Origin of the sequence: Streptomyces sp. CB00316 (assembly GCF_001905595.1) — a bacterium.
Classification (GTDB): domain Bacteria; phylum Actinomycetota; class Actinomycetes; order Streptomycetales; family Streptomycetaceae; genus Streptomyces.
The window spans coordinates 338,850-355,783 of record NZ_LIXI01000005.1 but is presented as its reverse complement, the minus strand read 5'-3'; the positions used below and the strand labels follow the sequence as shown (position 1 = coordinate 355,783).

Annotated in this window: 19 protein-coding genes and 4 pseudogenes; 12 read left to right on the top strand and 11 right to left on the bottom strand. The window is 71.6% G+C overall.

Features of this window, described 5'->3' with window-relative positions; translation table 11 throughout:
* Window positions 1–210 precede the first annotated feature (210 nt).
* The 5 genes from AMK21_RS16170 to AMK21_RS16150 all read left to right on the top strand — a co-directional run bounded on the left by AMK21_RS16170 (window position 211) and on the right by AMK21_RS16150 (window position 5,067).
* On the top strand, window positions 211–1,158 hold the full coding sequence (locus AMK21_RS16170; protein ID WP_073878457.1) for a LysR family transcriptional regulator: 948 nt from the start codon (window positions 211–213) through the stop codon (window positions 1,156–1,158).
* A gap of 77 nt (window positions 1,159–1,235) precedes the next feature.
* Entirely contained in the window at window positions 1,236–2,234 is a 999-nt protein-coding gene (locus tag AMK21_RS16165) for an NAD-dependent epimerase/dehydratase family protein (protein ID WP_234421954.1), read from the top strand.
* Between the two features lie 136 nt (window positions 2,235–2,370).
* Window positions 2,371–3,795 (top strand): choice-of-anchor A family protein, encoded by a 1,425-nt coding sequence (locus AMK21_RS16160; RefSeq protein ID WP_324613906.1) that lies wholly within the window; start codon window positions 2,371–2,373, stop codon window positions 3,793–3,795.
* A 22-nt stretch (window positions 3,796–3,817) separates the two neighbouring features.
* Complete coding sequence (locus AMK21_RS16155; protein WP_073878452.1) at window positions 3,818–4,189, top strand: DUF952 domain-containing protein; 372 nt, start codon at window positions 3,818–3,820, stop codon at window positions 4,187–4,189.
* A complete protein-coding gene (locus tag AMK21_RS16150; RefSeq protein ID WP_073878450.1) occupies window positions 4,186–5,067 on the top strand; it encodes an NAD(P)H-binding protein in 882 nt (293 codons plus the stop codon). Before AMK21_RS16155 ends, AMK21_RS16150 begins: the two co-directional genes overlap by 4 nt.
* A gap of 104 nt (window positions 5,068–5,171) precedes the next feature.
* Here the strand turns inward: AMK21_RS16150 and AMK21_RS16145 are convergent.
* The 4 genes and pseudogenes from AMK21_RS16145 to AMK21_RS16130 form a co-directional block, all read right to left on the bottom strand.
* Window positions 5,172–5,411 (bottom strand): annotated as a pseudogene (locus AMK21_RS16145) (response regulator transcription factor); the annotation flags it as partial.
* Between the two features lie 28 nt (window positions 5,412–5,439).
* Window positions 5,440–5,676, bottom strand: a pseudogene (locus AMK21_RS16140) (histidine kinase dimerization/phosphoacceptor domain-containing protein); the annotation flags it as partial.
* Window positions 5,658–6,071 (bottom strand): alpha/beta hydrolase, encoded by a 414-nt coding sequence (locus AMK21_RS16135; RefSeq protein WP_420712511.1) that lies wholly within the window; start codon window positions 6,069–6,071, stop codon window positions 5,658–5,660. The gene AMK21_RS16135 and the pseudogene AMK21_RS16140, both read right to left, overlap by 19 nt.
* A 132-nt stretch (window positions 6,072–6,203) precedes the next feature.
* Window positions 6,204–6,593, bottom strand: a complete 390-nt coding sequence (locus AMK21_RS16130) for a DUF302 domain-containing protein (protein WP_073878448.1) — start codon at window positions 6,591–6,593, stop codon at window positions 6,204–6,206.
* 178 nt (window positions 6,594–6,771) lie between these two features.
* Here AMK21_RS16130 and AMK21_RS16125 point away from each other — a divergent pair, with 178 nt between their 5' ends.
* From AMK21_RS16125 to AMK21_RS16110, 4 genes are all read left to right on the top strand, one after another.
* Entirely contained in the window at window positions 6,772–8,136 is a 1,365-nt protein-coding gene (locus AMK21_RS16125) for an MBL fold metallo-hydrolase (RefSeq protein WP_073878446.1), read from the top strand.
* A gap of 35 nt (window positions 8,137–8,171) precedes the next feature.
* Window positions 8,172–8,537, top strand: a complete 366-nt coding sequence (locus AMK21_RS16120; RefSeq protein WP_073878445.1) for a rhodanese-like domain-containing protein — start codon at window positions 8,172–8,174, stop codon at window positions 8,535–8,537.
* The gene (locus tag AMK21_RS16115) at window positions 8,534–9,277 is read left to right on the top strand and encodes a sulfite exporter TauE/SafE family protein (protein ID WP_073878443.1); all 744 of its coding nucleotides are present in this window, start codon (window positions 8,534–8,536) and stop codon (window positions 9,275–9,277) included. Before AMK21_RS16120 ends, AMK21_RS16115 begins: the two co-directional genes overlap by 4 nt.
* A 137-nt stretch (window positions 9,278–9,414) precedes the next feature.
* Window positions 9,415–9,990 (top strand): rhodanese-like domain-containing protein, encoded by a 576-nt coding sequence (locus tag AMK21_RS16110; RefSeq protein ID WP_073878442.1) that lies wholly within the window; start codon window positions 9,415–9,417, stop codon window positions 9,988–9,990.
* Window positions 9,991–10,347: 357 nt separating this feature from the next.
* On the opposite strand, the gene AMK21_RS16105 is transcribed toward AMK21_RS16110, so the two are convergent.
* Both AMK21_RS16105 and AMK21_RS36080 read right to left on the bottom strand, forming a co-directional pair.
* The gene (locus tag AMK21_RS16105; RefSeq protein ID WP_018845516.1) at window positions 10,348–10,629 is read right to left on the bottom strand and encodes a metal-sensitive transcriptional regulator; all 282 of its coding nucleotides are present in this window, start codon (window positions 10,627–10,629) and stop codon (window positions 10,348–10,350) included.
* 314 nt (window positions 10,630–10,943) lie between these two features.
* Window positions 10,944–11,164: pseudogene (locus tag AMK21_RS36080) on the bottom strand (DNA mismatch repair protein MutT); the annotation flags it as partial.
* On the opposite strand from AMK21_RS36080, the pseudogene AMK21_RS16100 reads away from it, so the two are divergent.
* Window positions 11,130–11,457 (top strand): annotated as a pseudogene (locus AMK21_RS16100) (tyrosine-type recombinase/integrase); the annotation flags it as partial. The pseudogenes AMK21_RS36080 and AMK21_RS16100 sit on opposite strands and share 35 nt — an antisense overlap.
* 7 nt (window positions 11,458–11,464) lie before the next feature.
* Here AMK21_RS16100 and sodN read toward each other — a convergent pair.
* On the bottom strand, window positions 11,465–11,860 hold the full coding sequence (sodN, locus tag AMK21_RS16095; protein ID WP_003966342.1) for a superoxide dismutase, Ni: 396 nt from the start codon (window positions 11,858–11,860) through the stop codon (window positions 11,465–11,467).
* 121 nt (window positions 11,861–11,981) lie between these two features.
* Between sodN and sodX the strand changes: the two genes are divergently transcribed.
* Window positions 11,982–12,482: a nickel-type superoxide dismutase maturation protease gene (gene sodX / locus AMK21_RS16090; protein ID WP_079181191.1), complete on the top strand. Its 501-nt coding sequence runs from the start codon at window positions 11,982–11,984 to the stop codon at window positions 12,480–12,482.
* Here sodX and AMK21_RS16085 read toward each other — a convergent pair.
* Window positions 12,395–13,015 carry a CGNR zinc finger domain-containing protein gene (locus AMK21_RS16085; protein ID WP_073878440.1) on the bottom strand — a complete coding sequence of 207 codons (621 nt, stop codon included), beginning with the start codon at window positions 13,013–13,015 and terminating at the stop codon, window positions 12,395–12,397. The two genes, sodX and AMK21_RS16085, sit on opposite strands and share 88 nt — an antisense overlap.
* 88 nt (window positions 13,016–13,103) lie before the next feature.
* Here AMK21_RS16085 and AMK21_RS16080 point away from each other — a divergent pair, with 88 nt between their 5' ends.
* A complete protein-coding gene (locus AMK21_RS16080) occupies window positions 13,104–13,865 on the top strand; it encodes a class I SAM-dependent methyltransferase (RefSeq protein WP_073878438.1) in 762 nt (253 codons plus the stop codon).
* Between the two features lie 121 nt (window positions 13,866–13,986).
* Here AMK21_RS16080 and AMK21_RS16075 read toward each other — a convergent pair whose 3' ends face one another.
* Genes AMK21_RS16075 through AMK21_RS16065 form a run of 3 tightly spaced genes read right to left on the bottom strand, consistent with a single transcriptional unit; the run spans window position 13,987 to window position 16,707 of the window.
* The gene (locus AMK21_RS16075) at window positions 13,987–14,751 is read right to left on the bottom strand and encodes an amino acid ABC transporter ATP-binding protein (RefSeq protein ID WP_073878436.1); all 765 of its coding nucleotides are present in this window, start codon (window positions 14,749–14,751) and stop codon (window positions 13,987–13,989) included.
* On the bottom strand, window positions 14,748–15,716 hold the full coding sequence (locus AMK21_RS16070) for an amino acid ABC transporter permease (protein WP_073878434.1): 969 nt from the start codon (window positions 15,714–15,716) through the stop codon (window positions 14,748–14,750). The genes AMK21_RS16075 and AMK21_RS16070 overlap by 4 nt, the downstream gene beginning before the upstream one ends.
* A gap of 28 nt (window positions 15,717–15,744) precedes the next feature.
* Window positions 15,745–16,707, bottom strand: a complete 963-nt coding sequence (locus AMK21_RS16065) for an ABC transporter substrate-binding protein (protein ID WP_073878432.1) — start codon at window positions 16,705–16,707, stop codon at window positions 15,745–15,747.
* Window positions 16,708–16,934 lie beyond the last annotated feature (227 nt).

Below are 16,934 nucleotides of genomic sequence, written 5' to 3'. Positions count from 1 at the left end.
GGGGAGAGTGTGGGGGAGTGGACGGTAGCCGGGGATGATGCCAACCGGGGATAGCGCGGCCCTATCCCCCGCGCCCGCCCGCCGCCCGGCAGCGCCGCGCCACCCTGTCACCGCTGCCTGACGCTCCGCCCAACACCCGCTGAATTAACGCCCTTTGATGGGGTTGAGGCCGCTGGTGCAGCGGGCACGCCCGGTCGTAGTCTCCGCTTCATGGAGCTTGAGGTGAGGCACCTCAGGGCGCTGTGCGCCATCGCCGACGCGGGCAGTCTGCACCAGGCCGCCCGTCGTCTCGGCGTGAGCCAGCCCTCCCTGACCACCCAGCTGCGGCGGATCGAGAACTCGCTCGGTGCCGAGCTGTTCCGCCGCGAACGCACCGGCTGCCGCCCGACCCCCCTGGGCCGGGCCGTCCTCAGCCGGGCCCGGCCGCTCGTCGACGGGATGAGCGCCCTGGTCACCCACGCCCTGGCGGAGGCCGACGCGTCCCGGGGGCCCCGGCTGCGCATCGGCTCCACCGCGAGCCGGGTCGTCGGGAGCTGGCTCCGCAGACTGCGGGGCGCCCTGCCCGGTACGGAGATCTCCCTGCGGGTCGACGTCTCGGCCCACGCCCTCCTGCGCTCGGTCGAGGCGGGCCGGCTGGACGTCGCCTTCGTCCACGAGGTGGAGGGCTCCCCGCTGGCCCTCCCCGGCGGCCTGGACCAGCGCGTACTCCTGGACCGGGAGCCGCAGTTCATCTCCCTCTCCCGGGATCATCCCGCCGCCCGCCGCCGTGTCGTGGAGCTCGGGGAGCTGGCCGACGACCGGTGGATGGTCGATCCGACGGTGGACGGCGAGTGGGACGGGGTGCGCCGGGTGCTGGGCGCGGCCGGGATCGATCCGCCGGTCCTGCACGGGGACTACCTCACCGCCGCCTCCCTCGTCGTGCTCGGCGAGGCCGTCGCGCCCTGCCAGCCCACCTCGGGGCCGCGCGACGACATGGCGATCCGCCCGCTGCGCGGCGACCCCCTCGCGGTCCGGCTGCTCCTGGTCTCCCGGCCGGAGACGGACACCTCGGTGGTGTACGGGGAGCTGGAGGCGGCTTACGTGGAGGCGGCCCGGCGGTCGAGCGGCTACCACGCCTGGCTGCTGCGCCACCGCAGCCCGCTCGCCCGCACGCCCTGAGCCCGCCGGGAGTTCCCCGTTCTGCTGACAGCGTGCGGGTGTTCCCCGGGGGCGGCCGGGGCGGGCAGGCTCGGCCCATGAAGCTACTGATGCTGGGCGGTACGGAGTTCGTCGGACGGGCCGTCACCGAGGCCGCGCTGGAGCGGGACTGGGAGGTCACCGTCTTCCACCGAGGCCACCACGCGCCGCCGCCGGGCGTGCGCGCGCTGACGGGCGACCGTAGGGGCGGGGAGAGGGGCCTCGCGGCGCTGGCGGACCACCCGGGCGACTGGGACCTCGTGGTCGACACCTGGAGCGGGGTGCCCACCGCCGTACGGGACGCCGCCCGGCTGCTGGCGGACCGTGCGCGCCACTACACCTACGTTTCCAGCCGCTCCGTGTACGCCTACCCGGCACCTGCCGGTCTGGACGAGGACGGGCCGCTGGTGGGCGGCGCCTCCCCTGATGAGGAGGGGGACGTGCCGTACGACCGGGCCAAGCGCGGCGGCGAGCTGGCGGCCCTCGACGCCTTCGGTGACCGGGCCCTGCTGGCGCGGGCGGGGCTGATCATCGGCCCCGGCGAGAACATCGGGCGGCTGCCCTGGTGGCTCACGCGAATCGCCCGCGGCGGCCCGGTGATCGCCCCCGGCCCGCGTACCGCTCAGCTCCAGTACGTCGACGCGCGCGACCTGGCGAGCTGGATCCTGGACGCCGCGGCGGCCGGGCTGCACGGTCCGTACAACACCGTCAGCCGCCCCGGTCACACCACCATGGGTGGGTTGCTCGACGCCTGCGTCCGGGTCACCGGCTCCGGTGCCGAGCTGCGCTGGACGGACCCGGACACCCTGCTGGCCGCCGGGGTCGAGCCCTGGAGCGGGCTGCCGGTCTGGCTGCCGGAGGGGGAGCTGTACGACACGCTGTACCAGGGCGGCCATGCCAGGGCGGAGGCTGCCGGACTGCGCTGCCGACCGGTCGGCGAGACCGTCGCGGACACCTGGACCTGGCTGCGCGAGCGCGGAGGCACCGCGCCCCAGCGGCCGGACCGGCCGGCGGTGGGCCTCGATCCCCGGCTGGAGGAGAAGCTGCTGGCTCTCTGAGCGCTCCTCCGGGGCGGACACACGCCTTCCGGCCGAGACCCGCCCCCAAGCCGACACCGTCCTATAGGTCGACGCATAGGGGTAAATCCGGCGTGTCATAACAAATGACTAGCATTAAAGATGCATATTGCGCGGCATGGAACAACAGGCGCGCAGGCGCGGCAGCGCGATCCGGGCAGCAGTGACAGTGGCCACGGCCGCGGCGATGGTGGGCATGCTGGCCCCGGCCGCCGCCGCCGATCCGTTGCCGGGAGGGCTGGGTCCCTGCCTCGGCAGCGGGTGCCCGGACGTGTGGAACGAACCCAACAGCGGGCCGGTCACCGGTTACGACGAGAACATCAACATCTACGTCGGCGGGGACTTCCTGGTCCGGGAGGCCGCCGCCGAGGCCGAGGGGAAGATCGTCGCCCTCGGCCGGTTCGACATGGACAAGCGGGACAGGGCCTCGCAGATCTACAACGTCGGTGTCGCGGGCGTCGGTTCGCGGGTCCCGCCGCCGGACGGATCCGACTACCTGACGGTGGGCGGGGACATCCTCATCGCCCCCGGCAAGCGTCTTTTGGCGGAGGAGGGCGAACACTCGGGCCGGGTCGCCTACGCGGGGAGCCTCACCGGTACGGTGAACCCGCTGACGGCCCCGCGCCCCGATCCGGCGGCCGTCACCCCGTTCACCGGCCTGCGCCCGCAGCTCACCGAGGCCAGCCGGTGCTACGCGTACGACGGTGACGCGCACCGCGCGACGACCGGCAGCTGGACGCGGGCCGGCGACACGTTCACCTTCACCGGGGACAACACCTCGCCGATCCAGGTCTTCGACGTGGACGCCGACCTGGTCTCCTCGACGGGCGGCAACGCCGGGTTCACCTTCACCGGCATCCCCGCCGGTGCGACCGTCCTCGTCAACGTCTACGGGGACGCCCGCACGGTCGCCACGTTCATGGGTACCCTCCCCAACCCGGGGCTCCGCGAGCGCCTGCTGTGGAACTTCCCGGACGCGACGGACCTGACGCTGACCGGTCCTGCCCAGTTCCAGGGGAGCGTGCTGATCGGGCAGCCGGCCAGCACGACCACGCTCACCATGAGCGGTACCAACGGCCGCTTCTACACCGTCGGTTCGCTCACCCACACCTCGTCGGGCCCTTCGGGCGGCCAGGAGATCCACTCGTACCCGTTCGACGGCGACCTCCCGACCTGTGACCCGGACCCGACGCCGACGCCGACGGATCCCACTCCCACGCCGACGGATCCGACCCCGACTCCCACGGGTCCGACCCCCACCCCCACCGACCCGACGCCGACGGATCCCACTCCCACGGACCCGACCCCCACCGACCCCGCCCCGACGCCCACGGACCCGACCCCCACCCCCACCGACCCCACCCCGGATCCCACCGACACGCCGACGTGGAAGCCGACCCCCTCCCCGTCCCACCCGGGTGAACTGCCCGACACCGGATCGCGGGGCGGCGAATGGATCCTCGGCTCCATCGCGGCGGCGCTGGTGGCCGCCGGCGGGACGGTCCTCGCCGCCACCCGCAGGGCGCGCCGCCGCACCTACTAGCAGCGCCCGCTAGCGTGGTGCGATGACCGAACCGCTGCTGCACCTCGCCGAAGCACCCCTCTGGGAGGAGGCCCGCGGGAACGGGACGTACGCGATGTCCACCCGCGGCCGCACCCTTGAGGAGGAGGGCTTCATCCACCTCTCCCTGCCCAGCCAACTCCCTGGCGTGGCAAGGATGCTGTACGGGAACGAGGGCGGGGCCGGCGGCCATGACCTGGTGGTCCTGGTCGTCGACCCCGCCCGTCTCACCGCCCCCGTCCGGTACGAGGCGATGAAGCCCGGCGGCGAGGAGTTCCCGCACCTGTACGGACCGCTCCCGGTGGAGGCGGTCGTGGAGGTGCGGCGCCTTGAGGACTGGCACCACGACCGACGAGAGGAAGACGAACCCCAATGATCGGCCCCCTCACCGCGGTGACCGGAGCGAGCGGCGCCGTCGGCGGCCGGGTCGCCGGGCGCCTCGCCCGCGCCGGAGTCCCCGTACGCCTCCTGGGCCGCGACCCGGCCCGCCTGCCCGACCTGCCCGGCGCCGACCGCGCGCCCGCCGCCCCCTACGGCGACGGGGAGGCGATGCGCCGGGCCCTGGACGGGGCGCACACCCTGTTCCTGGTCTCCGCCCACGAGAGCCCCTACCGGGTGCGCGAGCACATCACCGCCGTGGACGCGGCCGTGGCGGTGGGCGTGGAGCGGATCGTCTACGTGTCCTTCCAGGGCGCCGCGCCCGACGCCACGTTCACCTTCGCCCGCGACCACTGGCACACCGAGGCCCACATCCGCACGGCCGACGTGCGCCACACGTTCCTGCGGGACAACTGGTACCTGGCGGGGCTGCCCGCGATGACCGGCGCGGACGGGGTGCTGCGCGGTCCGGGCGGCGACGGGAGGGTCGCCGCCGTCGCCCATGAGGACATCGCGGACACCGCGGCCGCCGTACTGCTGGACGGGTCGGCCGCCCACGACGGCAAGGGCTACGACCTCACCGGCCCCGAGGCGTTCACCCTCGCCGAGGCCGCCGAGGAGCTGAGCCGGGTCACCGGACGCTCCGTCCGCTATGTCCCCGAGACGCGTGAGGAGGCCTATGCCTCCCGGGCCGGGCTGGGGGCCGAGGAGTGGGAGGTGGCCGGCTGGGTCACCTCGTACGAGGCGATCGCGGCCGGCGAACTGGCCGCCGTCTCCGACGCCGTGCCCACCCTCACCGGCCACCCGGCCAAGAGCTTCGCCGCGTTCCTCGCGGAGCACCCGGACAGCTACCGCCACCTGCTGCCCGGCGTCTGACGGGCAGCCCTCAGGTTCACCGCCACGGGATGTGGCGCCAGGGACTGCCCTCGCTTGTCACGCAGCCGATCCTACGAAACGGGCCTCGCGCCCGGCCTGGGTGGTCAGAGGCCGCCCGGGCGCACCAGCCCCGACTCGTACGCGAAGACCGCCGCCTGGGTCCGGTCGCGGACGCCCAACTTGACCAGGATGCGGCCCACATGGGTCTTCACCGTCTGCTCCGCGAGGATCAGCCGCCCGGCGATCTCCGCGTTCGACAGCCCGGCCGCGATCAGGGACAGCACCTCCGTCTCCCGCTCCGTCAGATCCCCGATCCGCTCCTTCAGCGGGGCGCGCGGGGGCCCCGGCCCATCATCTGGTCGTCGGCGATCACTGCACGGAGGCGACGAGCGCGCCGAGCCGGTCGAGGCTGGGCTGCGGTGTGTGCCGGGCGCTCTGCGCGGGCGCCTCCTCCGAGCGCAGGACGCCCAGCACCCTGCGCAGTTCGGCGAGGGCCTCCAAGGCGTTCTCGCGGATACCGGTGAGGTTCTCCTTGAGCTCGTCCGAGGGGTCCTGCACCAGGTGCGGGGCCACCTGCGCCTGGATGGAGATCACCGACATGTGGTGGGCAGGGCGGCGACATCCTCGGCGCCGGTCCCGGGGCTGCCGTACAGCACGATGGGGTCGGCCGGGGTCCTGGAGGCGGCCCGGGCACAGATCACGGAGCCGTAGGAGTGGCAGAGCAGCGTGATCCTGGCCCCCGGCAGCGTGGCACCGGGCCGGTCCACCAGATGCCGCAGCCTCGGCGCGGCCTCGGCGGCCCGGCCGTCGGTCACCGAGGCCGGGCTGACGGTGGCGGGCGATCGGTACCCGAGCCAGGCGACGACCGCCCCGCCCTCCCCCAACTCCCGCTGGAGCGCCATCGCTCCGCGCCGCAGCCTCCCGTACGCGTCGAGACCGACACCGGCCCCCGGCACCAGCACCGCGACGCGCCGGGCCCCGGACAGCTCCCCGACGACCTCCACGCTCCGGCCCCCGTCCCGCCCGTCGAAGGAAGAGGAACTGCCGCCCGGGTGCGGCCATCGCCCGCAGGGAGGCCGCCCGCGCTTGAGGTACCCGTGCCCGGAGGCCACAGGCCGCCGGCCACGCGCCGGCGTTTACGTGGACAGGGCGCTCAGGGCGGCGTCCAGCCGGGCCGTGGCATCGTCGGCGACCGGCTCCAGAGCGGGCAGACCGGTGAGGGTGACCATGGTGCCCGGGTCGAGGGCTTGGACGAGCGTGGTGTCGCCGTCGCGGCGTACGACGACGTTGCAGGGCAGGAGCAGGCCGATGCTGCGGTCGGCTTCCAGGGCCTGGCGGGCCAGCGGCGGGTTGCAGGCGCCGAGGATCAGGTAGTCCTCCATGTCGTGGCCGAGTTTGGCTTTGAGGGTGGCCTTGACGTCGATCTCGGTGAGGATGCCGAAGCCCTGGTCGGCCAGGGCCTTGCGGACGGCGGTGACGGCGGTGCCGAAGTCGGCGTCGAGGCGGACGGTGCGGTCGTAGGACACGGGCACTCCCGGATAGTGCGGAACGGCTGATTCCTCTATACCCCACCGGGTACCTGTAAGAGGTCAGGCGGCGCCTTGGGTGGGGCGGCTTCACTCCGTGGAATACCCCCCCAGGTATAGCTGTTAGGGTGAGTGTCAGATACCCCCTGGGGTACACCGAACGAGAGGAGGCCTAGTCGTGTTCTTCGTCGACACCTTGGAGTTCGAGGGCCTGGGCAACCGCAGCTACCTGGCCGGCGGACCCAATGGCGCGGTGGTCATCGACCCGCCGCGCGACATCGACCAGGTCATCGCCGCGGCGGCCCGCCGAGGGGTGCGCATCGCTTTCGTGGCCGAGACCCATGTGCACAACGACTACGTCACCGGCGGTCTGGAGCTGGCCCGCCTCACCGGCGCCCAGTACCTGGTGCCGGCCGGGGCGCGCGTGTCCTTTGCCCGCACCCCGGTCGCGGACGGTGACACCGTCCCGGTGGACGCGGGCCTGGTGCTGCGCGCCATCGCCACCCCCGGGCACACCCCGCACCACACCTCCTACGCCCTGACCGAGGGCGGGCGCGGTGTGGCTGCGTTCACCGGCGGTTCGCTGCTGATCGGCACCGTGGGCCGCCCGGACCTGGTCGAGCCGCGGCTGACCGAGCAACTGGCTCGCGCCCAGCACGCCTCCGCCCACCGCCTGGCCAAGGAGCTGGATGACGAGGTGCCGGTGCTGCCCACCCACGGGTTCGGCAGCTTCTGTTCCTCATCCCAAGCCGAGGGGGACGCGACCACGATCGGCAGGGAGCGCATGAGCAACGACGCGCTGACCCTGGACGTGGACACCTTCGTCACCCAGACGCTCGCCGGGCTCGAGGACGTGCCCGCCTACTACGCGCACATGGGCCCGGCCAATGCCGCAGGCCCTGCGCCGGTCGACCTCACCCCGCCGAGGCGTGCAGACGCCGAGGAGATCGCCTCGCGGCTGGCCGCGGGGGAGTGGGTGGTGGACCTGCGCAGCCGCATGGCCTTTGCCGAGGGACACGTGGCCGGGACGTTCAACTTCGAGGGTGAGGGCAAGCTCGCCACCTACTTGGCCTGGTTGATCCCGTGGGGCAAGCCCGTCACCCTGCTCGCCGACACCCCTGAGCAGGTCAGCGATGCGCAGCGGGAGCTGACGCGGGTGGGCATCGACCGCCCGGCCGCAGCTGCCACCGGCGACCCGGCCGGCTGGGTCCGCAAGGGTGAGCAGCTCGCCTCCTTCCCCCGCGCACGCTTCGCCGACCTCGCCGCTGTGCGCAAGCGCGGCGACGAGGTTCTCGTCCTGGACGTGCGGCGGGACTCGGAGCGCGTGGGCGGCCATATCGACGGCTCGGTCCACATCCCGATCCACGAGCTGCACGGCCGCATCGGCGAGGTACCGCCCGGGACGGTGTGGGTGCACTGCGCCGGCGGGATGCGCGCGGCGATCGCCGCCTCCCTGCTGGATGCCGCCGGCCGTCACGTGGTCGCCGTCGACGACGACTTCGACGCTGCGGCGGATGCCGGGCTGTCCCTGGCCTCCGGCTGATCTCGACCGTTCCCCCGCAAGGAAAGAAGCGTGTGATGTTCCTCTTTCGCCGAAACGCGCCCCGCGTCACGGTCGACGATGCACGCAGCCGTACCAGCGGCGATCGACCTGACGCGGTCCTGCTGGACGTCCGTGAGAAGCCCGAATGGGCCGCGGGCCACGCCCCGGGCGCCGTCCACGTACCGCTGACGAAACTGGTCGCCGGCGGCGCCCTGCCCGCCGAGGCCGAGGGGCATCCGCTGGTGGTGATCTGCCGCAGCGGTCACCGCTCCCAGCAGGCGGCGAAGCTCCTCGCCGAGCGCGGGGCGCAGGCGGTGGACGTCGAGGGCGGCATGAACGCGTGGGCCGCCGCCGGGCACGCGGTCGTCGACGAACGCGGGAACACCGGCCAGATCACGTGACCGCGCTCGTTCTCGCCCTCATCGCCGGGGCCGTCATCGGTCTCGCCCTCGGAGCCCTCGGCGGCGGTGGCAGCGTCCTTGCCGTACCGGCGTTGATCTACCTGCTCGGCTTCGCGCCGGCCGCCGCCACCACGGCCAGCCTGATCATCGTCACCGCCACCTCCGCCACCGCCCTGTACGCCCACACCCGCGACGGGAACGTGGCATGGAAGACAGGGGCGCTGTTCGCCGCGGCGGGCGTTGTCCCGGCCTTTCTCGCCGGTGGCGTCGCTGGGCGCCTGCCCGAAGCGGTTCTGACGGCGGCCTTCGCGGTCATCGCCGCGTTGGCGGCCCTGCGTATGCTGCGCCCGTCCGCGTCCGAGCCGCCGGACCGGATCCGTCCCGGCAAGGCGGCCGGTGCCGGGGCCGGACTCGGCGCCGTGACAGGCTTGCTGGGAGTCGGTGGGGGATTCCTCGCCGTGCCCGCCCTGGTGAGCGTCCTGGGACTGGCCATGCGGCGGGCGGTGGGCACCAGCCTGCTCGTCATCACGGTGAACTCACTCGCCGCGCTCGCCGCTCGCACCGGCACCGGTGGCGGACTCAGCTGGGAGGTCATCGGCCCCTTCACCGGAGCCGCGATCCTCGGCGCCTGGGACGGCAAACGGCTCGCGACAAAGATCTCCGGCACCACCCTGCAGAAGATCTTCGCCAGCGTCCTGATGGCGGTGGCGGCCTTCATGCTCGTCGACGTGATCGTCTGAACACGAGGGCCGCCAACGGCTCAGGACGGGGACCGGGAGAGCCTCTTCGACCGGCCGCGCATCTCAGGACCGCCTTCAGCCCCGCTCCCGTCAGATCAGGCTCCACCACACTCCGACACACAAGGATGACATCTGCCATGACCACCCCCACGGCTTTCGCCACCCACGAGGCGCGCACCCGCCTGCACGAGCTGACCGTCATCGACGTGCGCACCCCGGGTGAATACGCCGGCGGCCACCTCCCCGGCGCGCTCAACGTCCCCCTCGACCAGATCCAGCGCGCGCTGCCCGACATACGTCACGTCGCCGAGCGCGGTGATGTCCTGGTCGTCTGCGCCTCGGGCACCCGCTCCGAGAACGCCTGCCGGATCCTCGCGGAGAACGGCGTCACCGCCGCCACCCTTTCGGGAGGCACCGGCGCCTGGGCGGCCGACGGCCACGAGCTCCGCCGGCCCCCGGGCGCCTCGCGTGCCACCTGGGGTATGGAACGGCAGGTGAGGCTCACCGCAGGAGTGATCGTGCTGCTCGGCCTGCTACTCGGGTACGTCGTCCACCCTGCCTTCCAGCTCGTCTCCGCAGGCATCGCGGGTGGTCTGGTCTTCTCCGCCCTGACCAACACCTGCGGCATGGCCGCCGTGCTCGCCAAGCTGCCCCACAACCGTCCCCGCGCCGCCGACCTCGACCACACGCTGGCCGCACTGCGCAGCCGCTGAGCCACGCGGGAAAGGGGGAGGGATCCGGATCCCTCCCCCTTTCGTATGCCAGGGGATGCGGCCAAAGGCCCGTTACGGGCCAAAGGCCCGTTAACCGTGCGCAGACGCCTCCTCTTCCGGCGACGGCTGCGGATTCCGCCCTGCCGCCGGCCGGAGCAGCACCAGCAGAGCGGCCTGCGCCCCCACAGCGGCCACGACCAGCACAACCAGCCGAGCCCGAACGGCGTCCGCCCGCGGCCTGCGCCCACCCCCGCGAACCGAAGCCCACCCCGCGATCCGGGCCGCGCCCAGGGCGATGACCGTCCACGGCGCTTCGGGACAAGCCGGGCGGGTGATCGGGTGCCAAGGCGCGACGGCTCAGGCCAGAGAAAGGAACAGCTTCTCCAGCCGGGCACGCATCTGCTCCCGATCGCCGGAGGCAGCCATGTCCGCGTCGGTCAGGCAGTGCTGCAGGCCGGTCGCGATGATCGCGAAGCCCGCCTTGTCCAGAGCCCGGGACGCCGCCGCGAGCTGCGTGACCACGTCCTCGCAGTCCCGCCCCTCCTCAATCATCTTGATCACGCCGGCGATCTGGCCCTGCGCCCGGCGCAGCCGGTTGACCACCGTCTTCAGTTCCTCAGCCGCCATCGCCAGTTCCACGACCCACACTCCTTCGAGATACCCCCTTGGGTATCCTATCGAAGGGTTAACCCCAACCGGGCAAAGAAAAGTCCCCCGTGGCACCCACCACTCGTCACCGACCTGGACGGCACCCTCCCTCGCCGGCCTGTCCGGTTGACACCACCACCGCGAGGGACCGCTCGCGGTACCGCGATGAACCCTCGGCGCGGCAGGTAGGCGTGACGGCCATCCTGGCGAGGGCGGTCAGTCCTCTCCGCCCGTCTCCTCGCCGTCGAGCCCGGCGGTGTCCGCAGGCGTCGTGCCCGCCCGATGCGTAGCACTCGCTGCTTCCCACCCTCCAGCGACACCTGGCGCCGCCCTGCGAGGGAGCGGTGAAGGGCGCCGGCGGTGGTCTCCACGAATTCCTCGAGGATGGCGTCGACGTCTACCCGGCGGACTCGGGCGTGCTTGCGCGGTTCGCGGTTCTCCGGTTCGCCGGTTCGCCGGGCCACTCGCGGGCGACGAGGGCGACGGTGAGGAATCCCGCCCGTAGGACGCTCCAGGCGGAGGAGAGTGAGGCGGCCGGACGCGAGGGCCGCAAGTCCGTCGAACTGCCGCACCTGGTGACCCACGACCTGCGGCACTTGTACGCGTCCGCGCTCATCGCGGGCGGGGCGAGCGTCAGGCAGGTCCGGACGGTCCTCGGCCACGCGTCCGCCGTCATCATGCTGCGGATCCACGCGGATCTGAGGCCGGGCGAAGAAGACCGCACCCGGCCCGTCATGGTCGCCGTTCTCGGCGGCCCTGCGGACCGGGTGCGGGCCGGTAGGCGACATGACCAGCGAAACCGCAGGTCAGATGGCCTAGCCGGAGATCAGGCCTTCTTGGTCTCCCAGAAGATCCTGTCGACCTCGGCGATCAGGTCCAGGGCCTTCTGACCCGTCTTCGGGTCGTTCGAGCCCTTGGCCGCGGAGAGCGCCTTCAGGGTGTCGTTGATCAGCTGGTGCAGCTCCGGGTACTTCTCGAAGTGCGGGGGCTTGAAGTAGTCGCTCCAGAGCACCGACACGTGGTGCTTCGCGAGCTCGGCGCGCTGTTCCTTGATCAGAACCGCGCGGGTGCGGAAGTCCGCGTCCTCGTTGGCCTGGTACTTCTCCTGGACGGCCTTGACCGACTCGGCCTCGATGCGGGCCTGGGCCGGGTCGTAGACGCCGCAGGGCAGGTCGCAGTGGGCGCTGACCTTCACCTTGGGGGCAAACAGGCGGGAAAGCATGGAGCTGTCCTCCTCGTGATCGTCTTCTCAGGTGGGACATTACTCCGTGGAGCGCCGCTTTCCGTGGCTGCCCCAGGGGCTTAGGTCAAAAGTCCGGGGTGGGATGCGGGCCGTCGGCCGAATGTACGGAGCGGAACGCGGTACGCGGGACGATGTGCCGGAGGAGGACCGGGAGGTGGCCGAGGTGCCGGAGTGGGGACGGGTGTCCGGAGGCGGACGGGCCGGGCGGCGGCCGTTGCGGGTGGTGGAGGTGACGGGGCCTTCGATGGTGCCGACGCTCTACCACGGGGACCTGCTGCTGGTGCGGTACGGGGCGCCCGTGCGCCCCGGTGACGTGGTGATCCTGCGCCACCCCTTCCAGCAGGACCTGCTGGTGGTGAAGCGGGCGGTCGAACGGCGGGCGGGCGGCTGGTGGGTGCGGGGCGACAACACGTTCGCGGGCGGGGACAGCACGGATTACGGGGTGGTGCCCGACGAGCTCGTACTGGCGCGGGTGCGGGCCCGTTACCGGCCTCCGGCGAGGGCGACGAGGGGTCAGCGGTCGGTGACCGAGCTGCTCGGCTGGGCGGTCTCGGCGGTGAGGCCGGTCCGGTCCGCCTCCGCGCGCTTGCGGGCCCGGTAGGCGGCCACGTTGGCCCGGGTCGCGCAGCGGTCCGAGCAGTAGCGCCGGGACCTGTTGGTGGAGGTGTCGAGGTAGGCGTTGCGGCACGGGGACGCCTCGCACAGGCCGAGCCGGTCCACGCCGTGCGAGGTCAGGTGGAAGGCGAGACCCATCGCCGCGATGGCCGCGTATCCGGCGGTGGCGTTCGACGGGTGGTCGGCCAGGTGCATGTGCCAGTCCGGCCCGCCGTCCTCGTCCCGGGTGTCGTGTCCGGAGATCTGCGGGCTCACCGGGAACTCCAGCAGCAGCGAGTTCAGCAGGTCGACCGCGAGCGTCTCGTCGCCGCTGTCGGCCGCCTCGAAGACCGCCCGCAGCCGCCCCCGTACGGAACGGAAGCGGGTCACGTCCGCGTCCGTCGTCCGCCGCGCCGCCTGCTGGTTGGCGCCGAACAGCTCCCGCACCGCCTCGACCGAGGTGAGGATGTCCTTGTTGCGGTCCGGCTCCTCGGTGTTGACCAGGCGCACGGCATAGTCCGAGTAATAGGCCAGTTCCACTTGTAGTCCTTACTGGATCGGTCTAGGGTCGAGGTGTCGGCCAGTGTAATGGGTGACTGACGTTCATGAGGCTTACTTGGAGGTTGGCGTGACGGAGACGGGGACGGGCACCGACTGGCAGGCCTGGCAGGAGAGCTGGGACCGGCAGCAGGAGTGGTACATGCCCGACCGCGAGGAGCGGTTCCGGGTGATGCTGGACATGGTCGAGGCGGTCGTCGGCCTCGCGCCCCGGGTCCTGGACCTCGCGTGCGGTACGGGAAGTATTACGGACCGGCTCCTCACGCGGTTCCCGGACGCCACGAGCACCGGCGTCGACCTCGACCCCGCGCTGCTGGCCATAGCCCGCGGCACCTTCGAGGGCGACGACCGGGTCACTTTCGTCACCGCCGACCTCAAGGACCCTGACTGGACCACCCGGCTGCCCCACTCCTCGTACGACGCCGTCCTCACCGCCACCGCCCTGCACTGGCTCCACAGCGACCCGCTCACCGCCCTGTACGGGCAGCTCGGCGGGCTCGTCCGGGACGGCGGGGTCTTCATGAACGCCGACCGCACCATCGACCCCGACACCCCCCGGATCAACGCCGCCGAACGCGCCCACCGGCACGCCGCGATGGACCGCGCCAGGGCCGATGGCGCTCTGGACTGGGCCGAGTGGTGGGCCGTCGCCGCCAAGGACCCGGTCCTCGCCGGACCCACCGCCGAAAGGTTCGCGATCTACGGCGAACACGCGGACGGCGACATGCCCTCCGCCGCCTGGCACGCCCGCACCCTGCTCGCCTCCGGCTTCGGCGAGGCCCGCGCGGTCTGGGCGTCGCCCTCGGACAGCCTGATCCTCGCCGTGAAGTAGGCAGGGCCGCGGAAGATCTGAGGGCCGAGGGCCCTCGGACACGGAAGGGCGGTGGTACGGACGCGGGAGAGGGCGGCACGGACGTCGTGTCCGCGCCGCCCTCTCCCCGAGGTCGAGCGAGCTACAGCACCTTCGACAGGAACGACTTCGTCCGGTCCTGCTGCGGGTTGCCCAGCACGTCACGCGGGTGGCCGGACTCGACCACCACGCCGTCGTCCATGAAGACCAGCGCGTCACCGACCTCGCGGGCGAAGCCCATCTCGTGGGTGACGACGATCATCGTCATGCCGTCCTCGGCCAGACCGCGCATGACGTCCAGGACGTCACCCACCAGCTCCGGGTCGAGTGCCGAGGTCGGCTCGTCGAAGAGCATCAGCTTCGGCTCCATCGCCAGCGCGCGGGCGATGGCGACACGCTGCTGCTGACCGCCGGAGAGCTGGGTGGGGTAGTTCTTCGCCTTGTCGGCGAGGCCCACCCGGTCCAGCAGCTTCTCGGCGCGGGCCCGGGCCACGGCCTTGGCCTCGCCCTTGACCTGGATCGGGGCCTCCATGACGTTCTCGAGTGCCGTCATGTGCGGGAACAGGTTGAAGCGCTGGAAGACCATGCCGATCTCGCGGCGCTGGAGGGCGACCTCGCTGTCCTTGAGCTCGTAGAGCCTGTCGCCCTTCTGCCGGTAGCCGACCAGCTCGCCGTCGACCGAGAGCCGGCCGGCGTTGATCTGCTCCAGGTGGTTGATGCACCGCAGGAACGTGGACTTGCCGGAGCCGGACGGGCCGATCAGGCAGAACACCTCACGCGGGGCGACCTCCAGGTCGATGCCCTTGAGGATGTGGGCGGCGCCGAAGGACTTGTGGACGCCCTCGGCCTTCACCATGGGGGTGGTCATGCGGAGACACCTCCGGAGGGCCGGTTGCTGAAGGAGGCGAGGTTCACCTTGATGCGCTGCAGCGGGGTGAGCGGCAGCGAGCGCAGCGAGCCGCGGGCGTAGCGGCGCTCCAGGTAGTACTGGCCGACGCTGAACACGCTGGTCATCACGATGTACCAGATGGACGCGACGAACAGCATCTCCATCACCGCGTACGACGTGGAGCCGATCTGCGAGGTGGAGCGGAGCAGCTCGTTGTAGGTGACCGCGTAGACCAGCGAGGAGGTCTTCAGCATGTTGATGAACTCGTTGCCGGTCGGCGGGATGATCACCCGCAGCGCCTGCGGCAGAACCACGCGGCGCATGGTCTTCGCCTGGGTCATGCCGAGCGCGTGCGACGCCTCGGTCTGGCCCTCGTCCACGGACTGGATGCCTGCGCGGCAGATCTCCGCCATGTAGGCGGCCTCGTTCAGGGCGAGCCCCAGCAGGGCGCACATGAACGGGGTCATCACGTCCGTCATCTCGTCCTTGTAGATGAACGGGATGTTCAGGACCGGGAAGATCAGCGCCAGGTTGAACCAGAGCAGCAGCTGGACGTAGACCGGGGTGCCCCGGAAGAACCAGATGTACAGCCAGGCGACCCAGCTGGTGACCGGGTTCTTCGAGAGCCGCATCACGGCCAGGATCACACCGAGGATCACGCCCAGCACCATGGCGAGGACGCTGATCAGCAGGGTGCGGCCGGCTCCGGCGACGACGTTGCTGTCGAACAGCTTGTCGCCCACCGCGTGCCACTGGATGTTGCCCTGCGAGAAGGCGTATCCGAGGGCCACGAGGAGGCCGATGACCACGATGCCGCTGATCCAGCGGCCGACGTGGCGGACCGGGATGGCCTTGATGTTCTCCGGGGCCGTGGTGGCGCCCTTGGAGACGGACACCTGGCCGGCCGGTGAGCCGGAGGGTGCCTTGTCGAACTTGTCAGTCATCGTGACTGCCCTTCGGTGAAGCGTCCGGTCACTTGCCGCCGTTGATGGCGGCCTTGTCGATCGCTCCCGTGCCGGCGCCCCACTTGTCGAGCACCTTCTTGTACGAACCGTCGGCGATGATCGCGTCGACGGCTTCCTTCAGGGCGTCGCGGAGTCCGGTGTTGTCCTTCTTGACGGCGATGCCGAACGGGCCCGCGTCGATCTGCTCGCCGACGACCTCGAAGGCGTTGCCGCCGTCCGCCTTGCGGGCCAGGTCGACCGCGACCGGGTAGTCGTTGACACCGGCGACCGCGCCGCCGGACTTGACCCGGGTCTGGGCCTCGGTGTCGTTCTCGAACGACTCGATCTTGACTGCCTTCTCGCCGCCGTCCGTACATGCCTTGGACTGCTTCTTGAGGGCTTCCTCGTACGTGGTGCCGCGCTGGACGGCGGCGGTCTTCCCGCAGAGGTCCTCGATGGACTTGATGTTCTGCGGGTTGCCCTTCTTCGTGTACACGGCGGTGCCGGCCAGGAAGTAGTCGACGAAGTCGACGCCCTCGCCCAGCTTCTTGCCGGAGTCGTCCAGGCCCTCCTGGCGCTGCTTGTTGTCCGTGATGGACGACATGGCGATGTCGTGGCGGCCGGAGTTCAGGGCGGTGATCAGCCCGTCGAAGGAGCCGGAGGTGAACTCGAACTTCACACCCAGCTGCTTGCCGAGGGCCTCGGCGAGGTCGGGGTCGACGCCCACGATCTTGCCGTTCTCGACGGACTCCATCGGCGCGTACTCGGCGTTCGTGCCGACCTTGATGACACCCGACTTCTGGTACTTCGCCGGCAGCTTGGCGAAGAGCGGGGCGCCGGCCTTGGTGGCCGTGCTGTCGCCGCCCTCCGAGGAGGCGCTCTCGGTCTGGTCGCCGCAGGCGGTGAGCAGCAGGGTGCCGGCGACCGCGATGGCGCCGACCGCCGCAATCCGGGACTTCGCGGTCTTACGACGCATGATGCTTGCGGTCATGTCGGGATCCTCCGGCAGGTGAGGGTGGGAGTGAGGGTGCTTTCGGGCGGCTTGGCACGCACCTTCGAGTGTCGCCACCTTGTGTGATGACGGCATCCTGCCATTCGGATTGACCCATTCAGGGGCCCAGTCATGTCAAAATCGGATAACGGGCGACCCCCTAACTCGCGCGGCCGGCACCTTGAGGCCGGATCATCTGTCGTGAACCCTCTCCGCCGCCGGAGAAT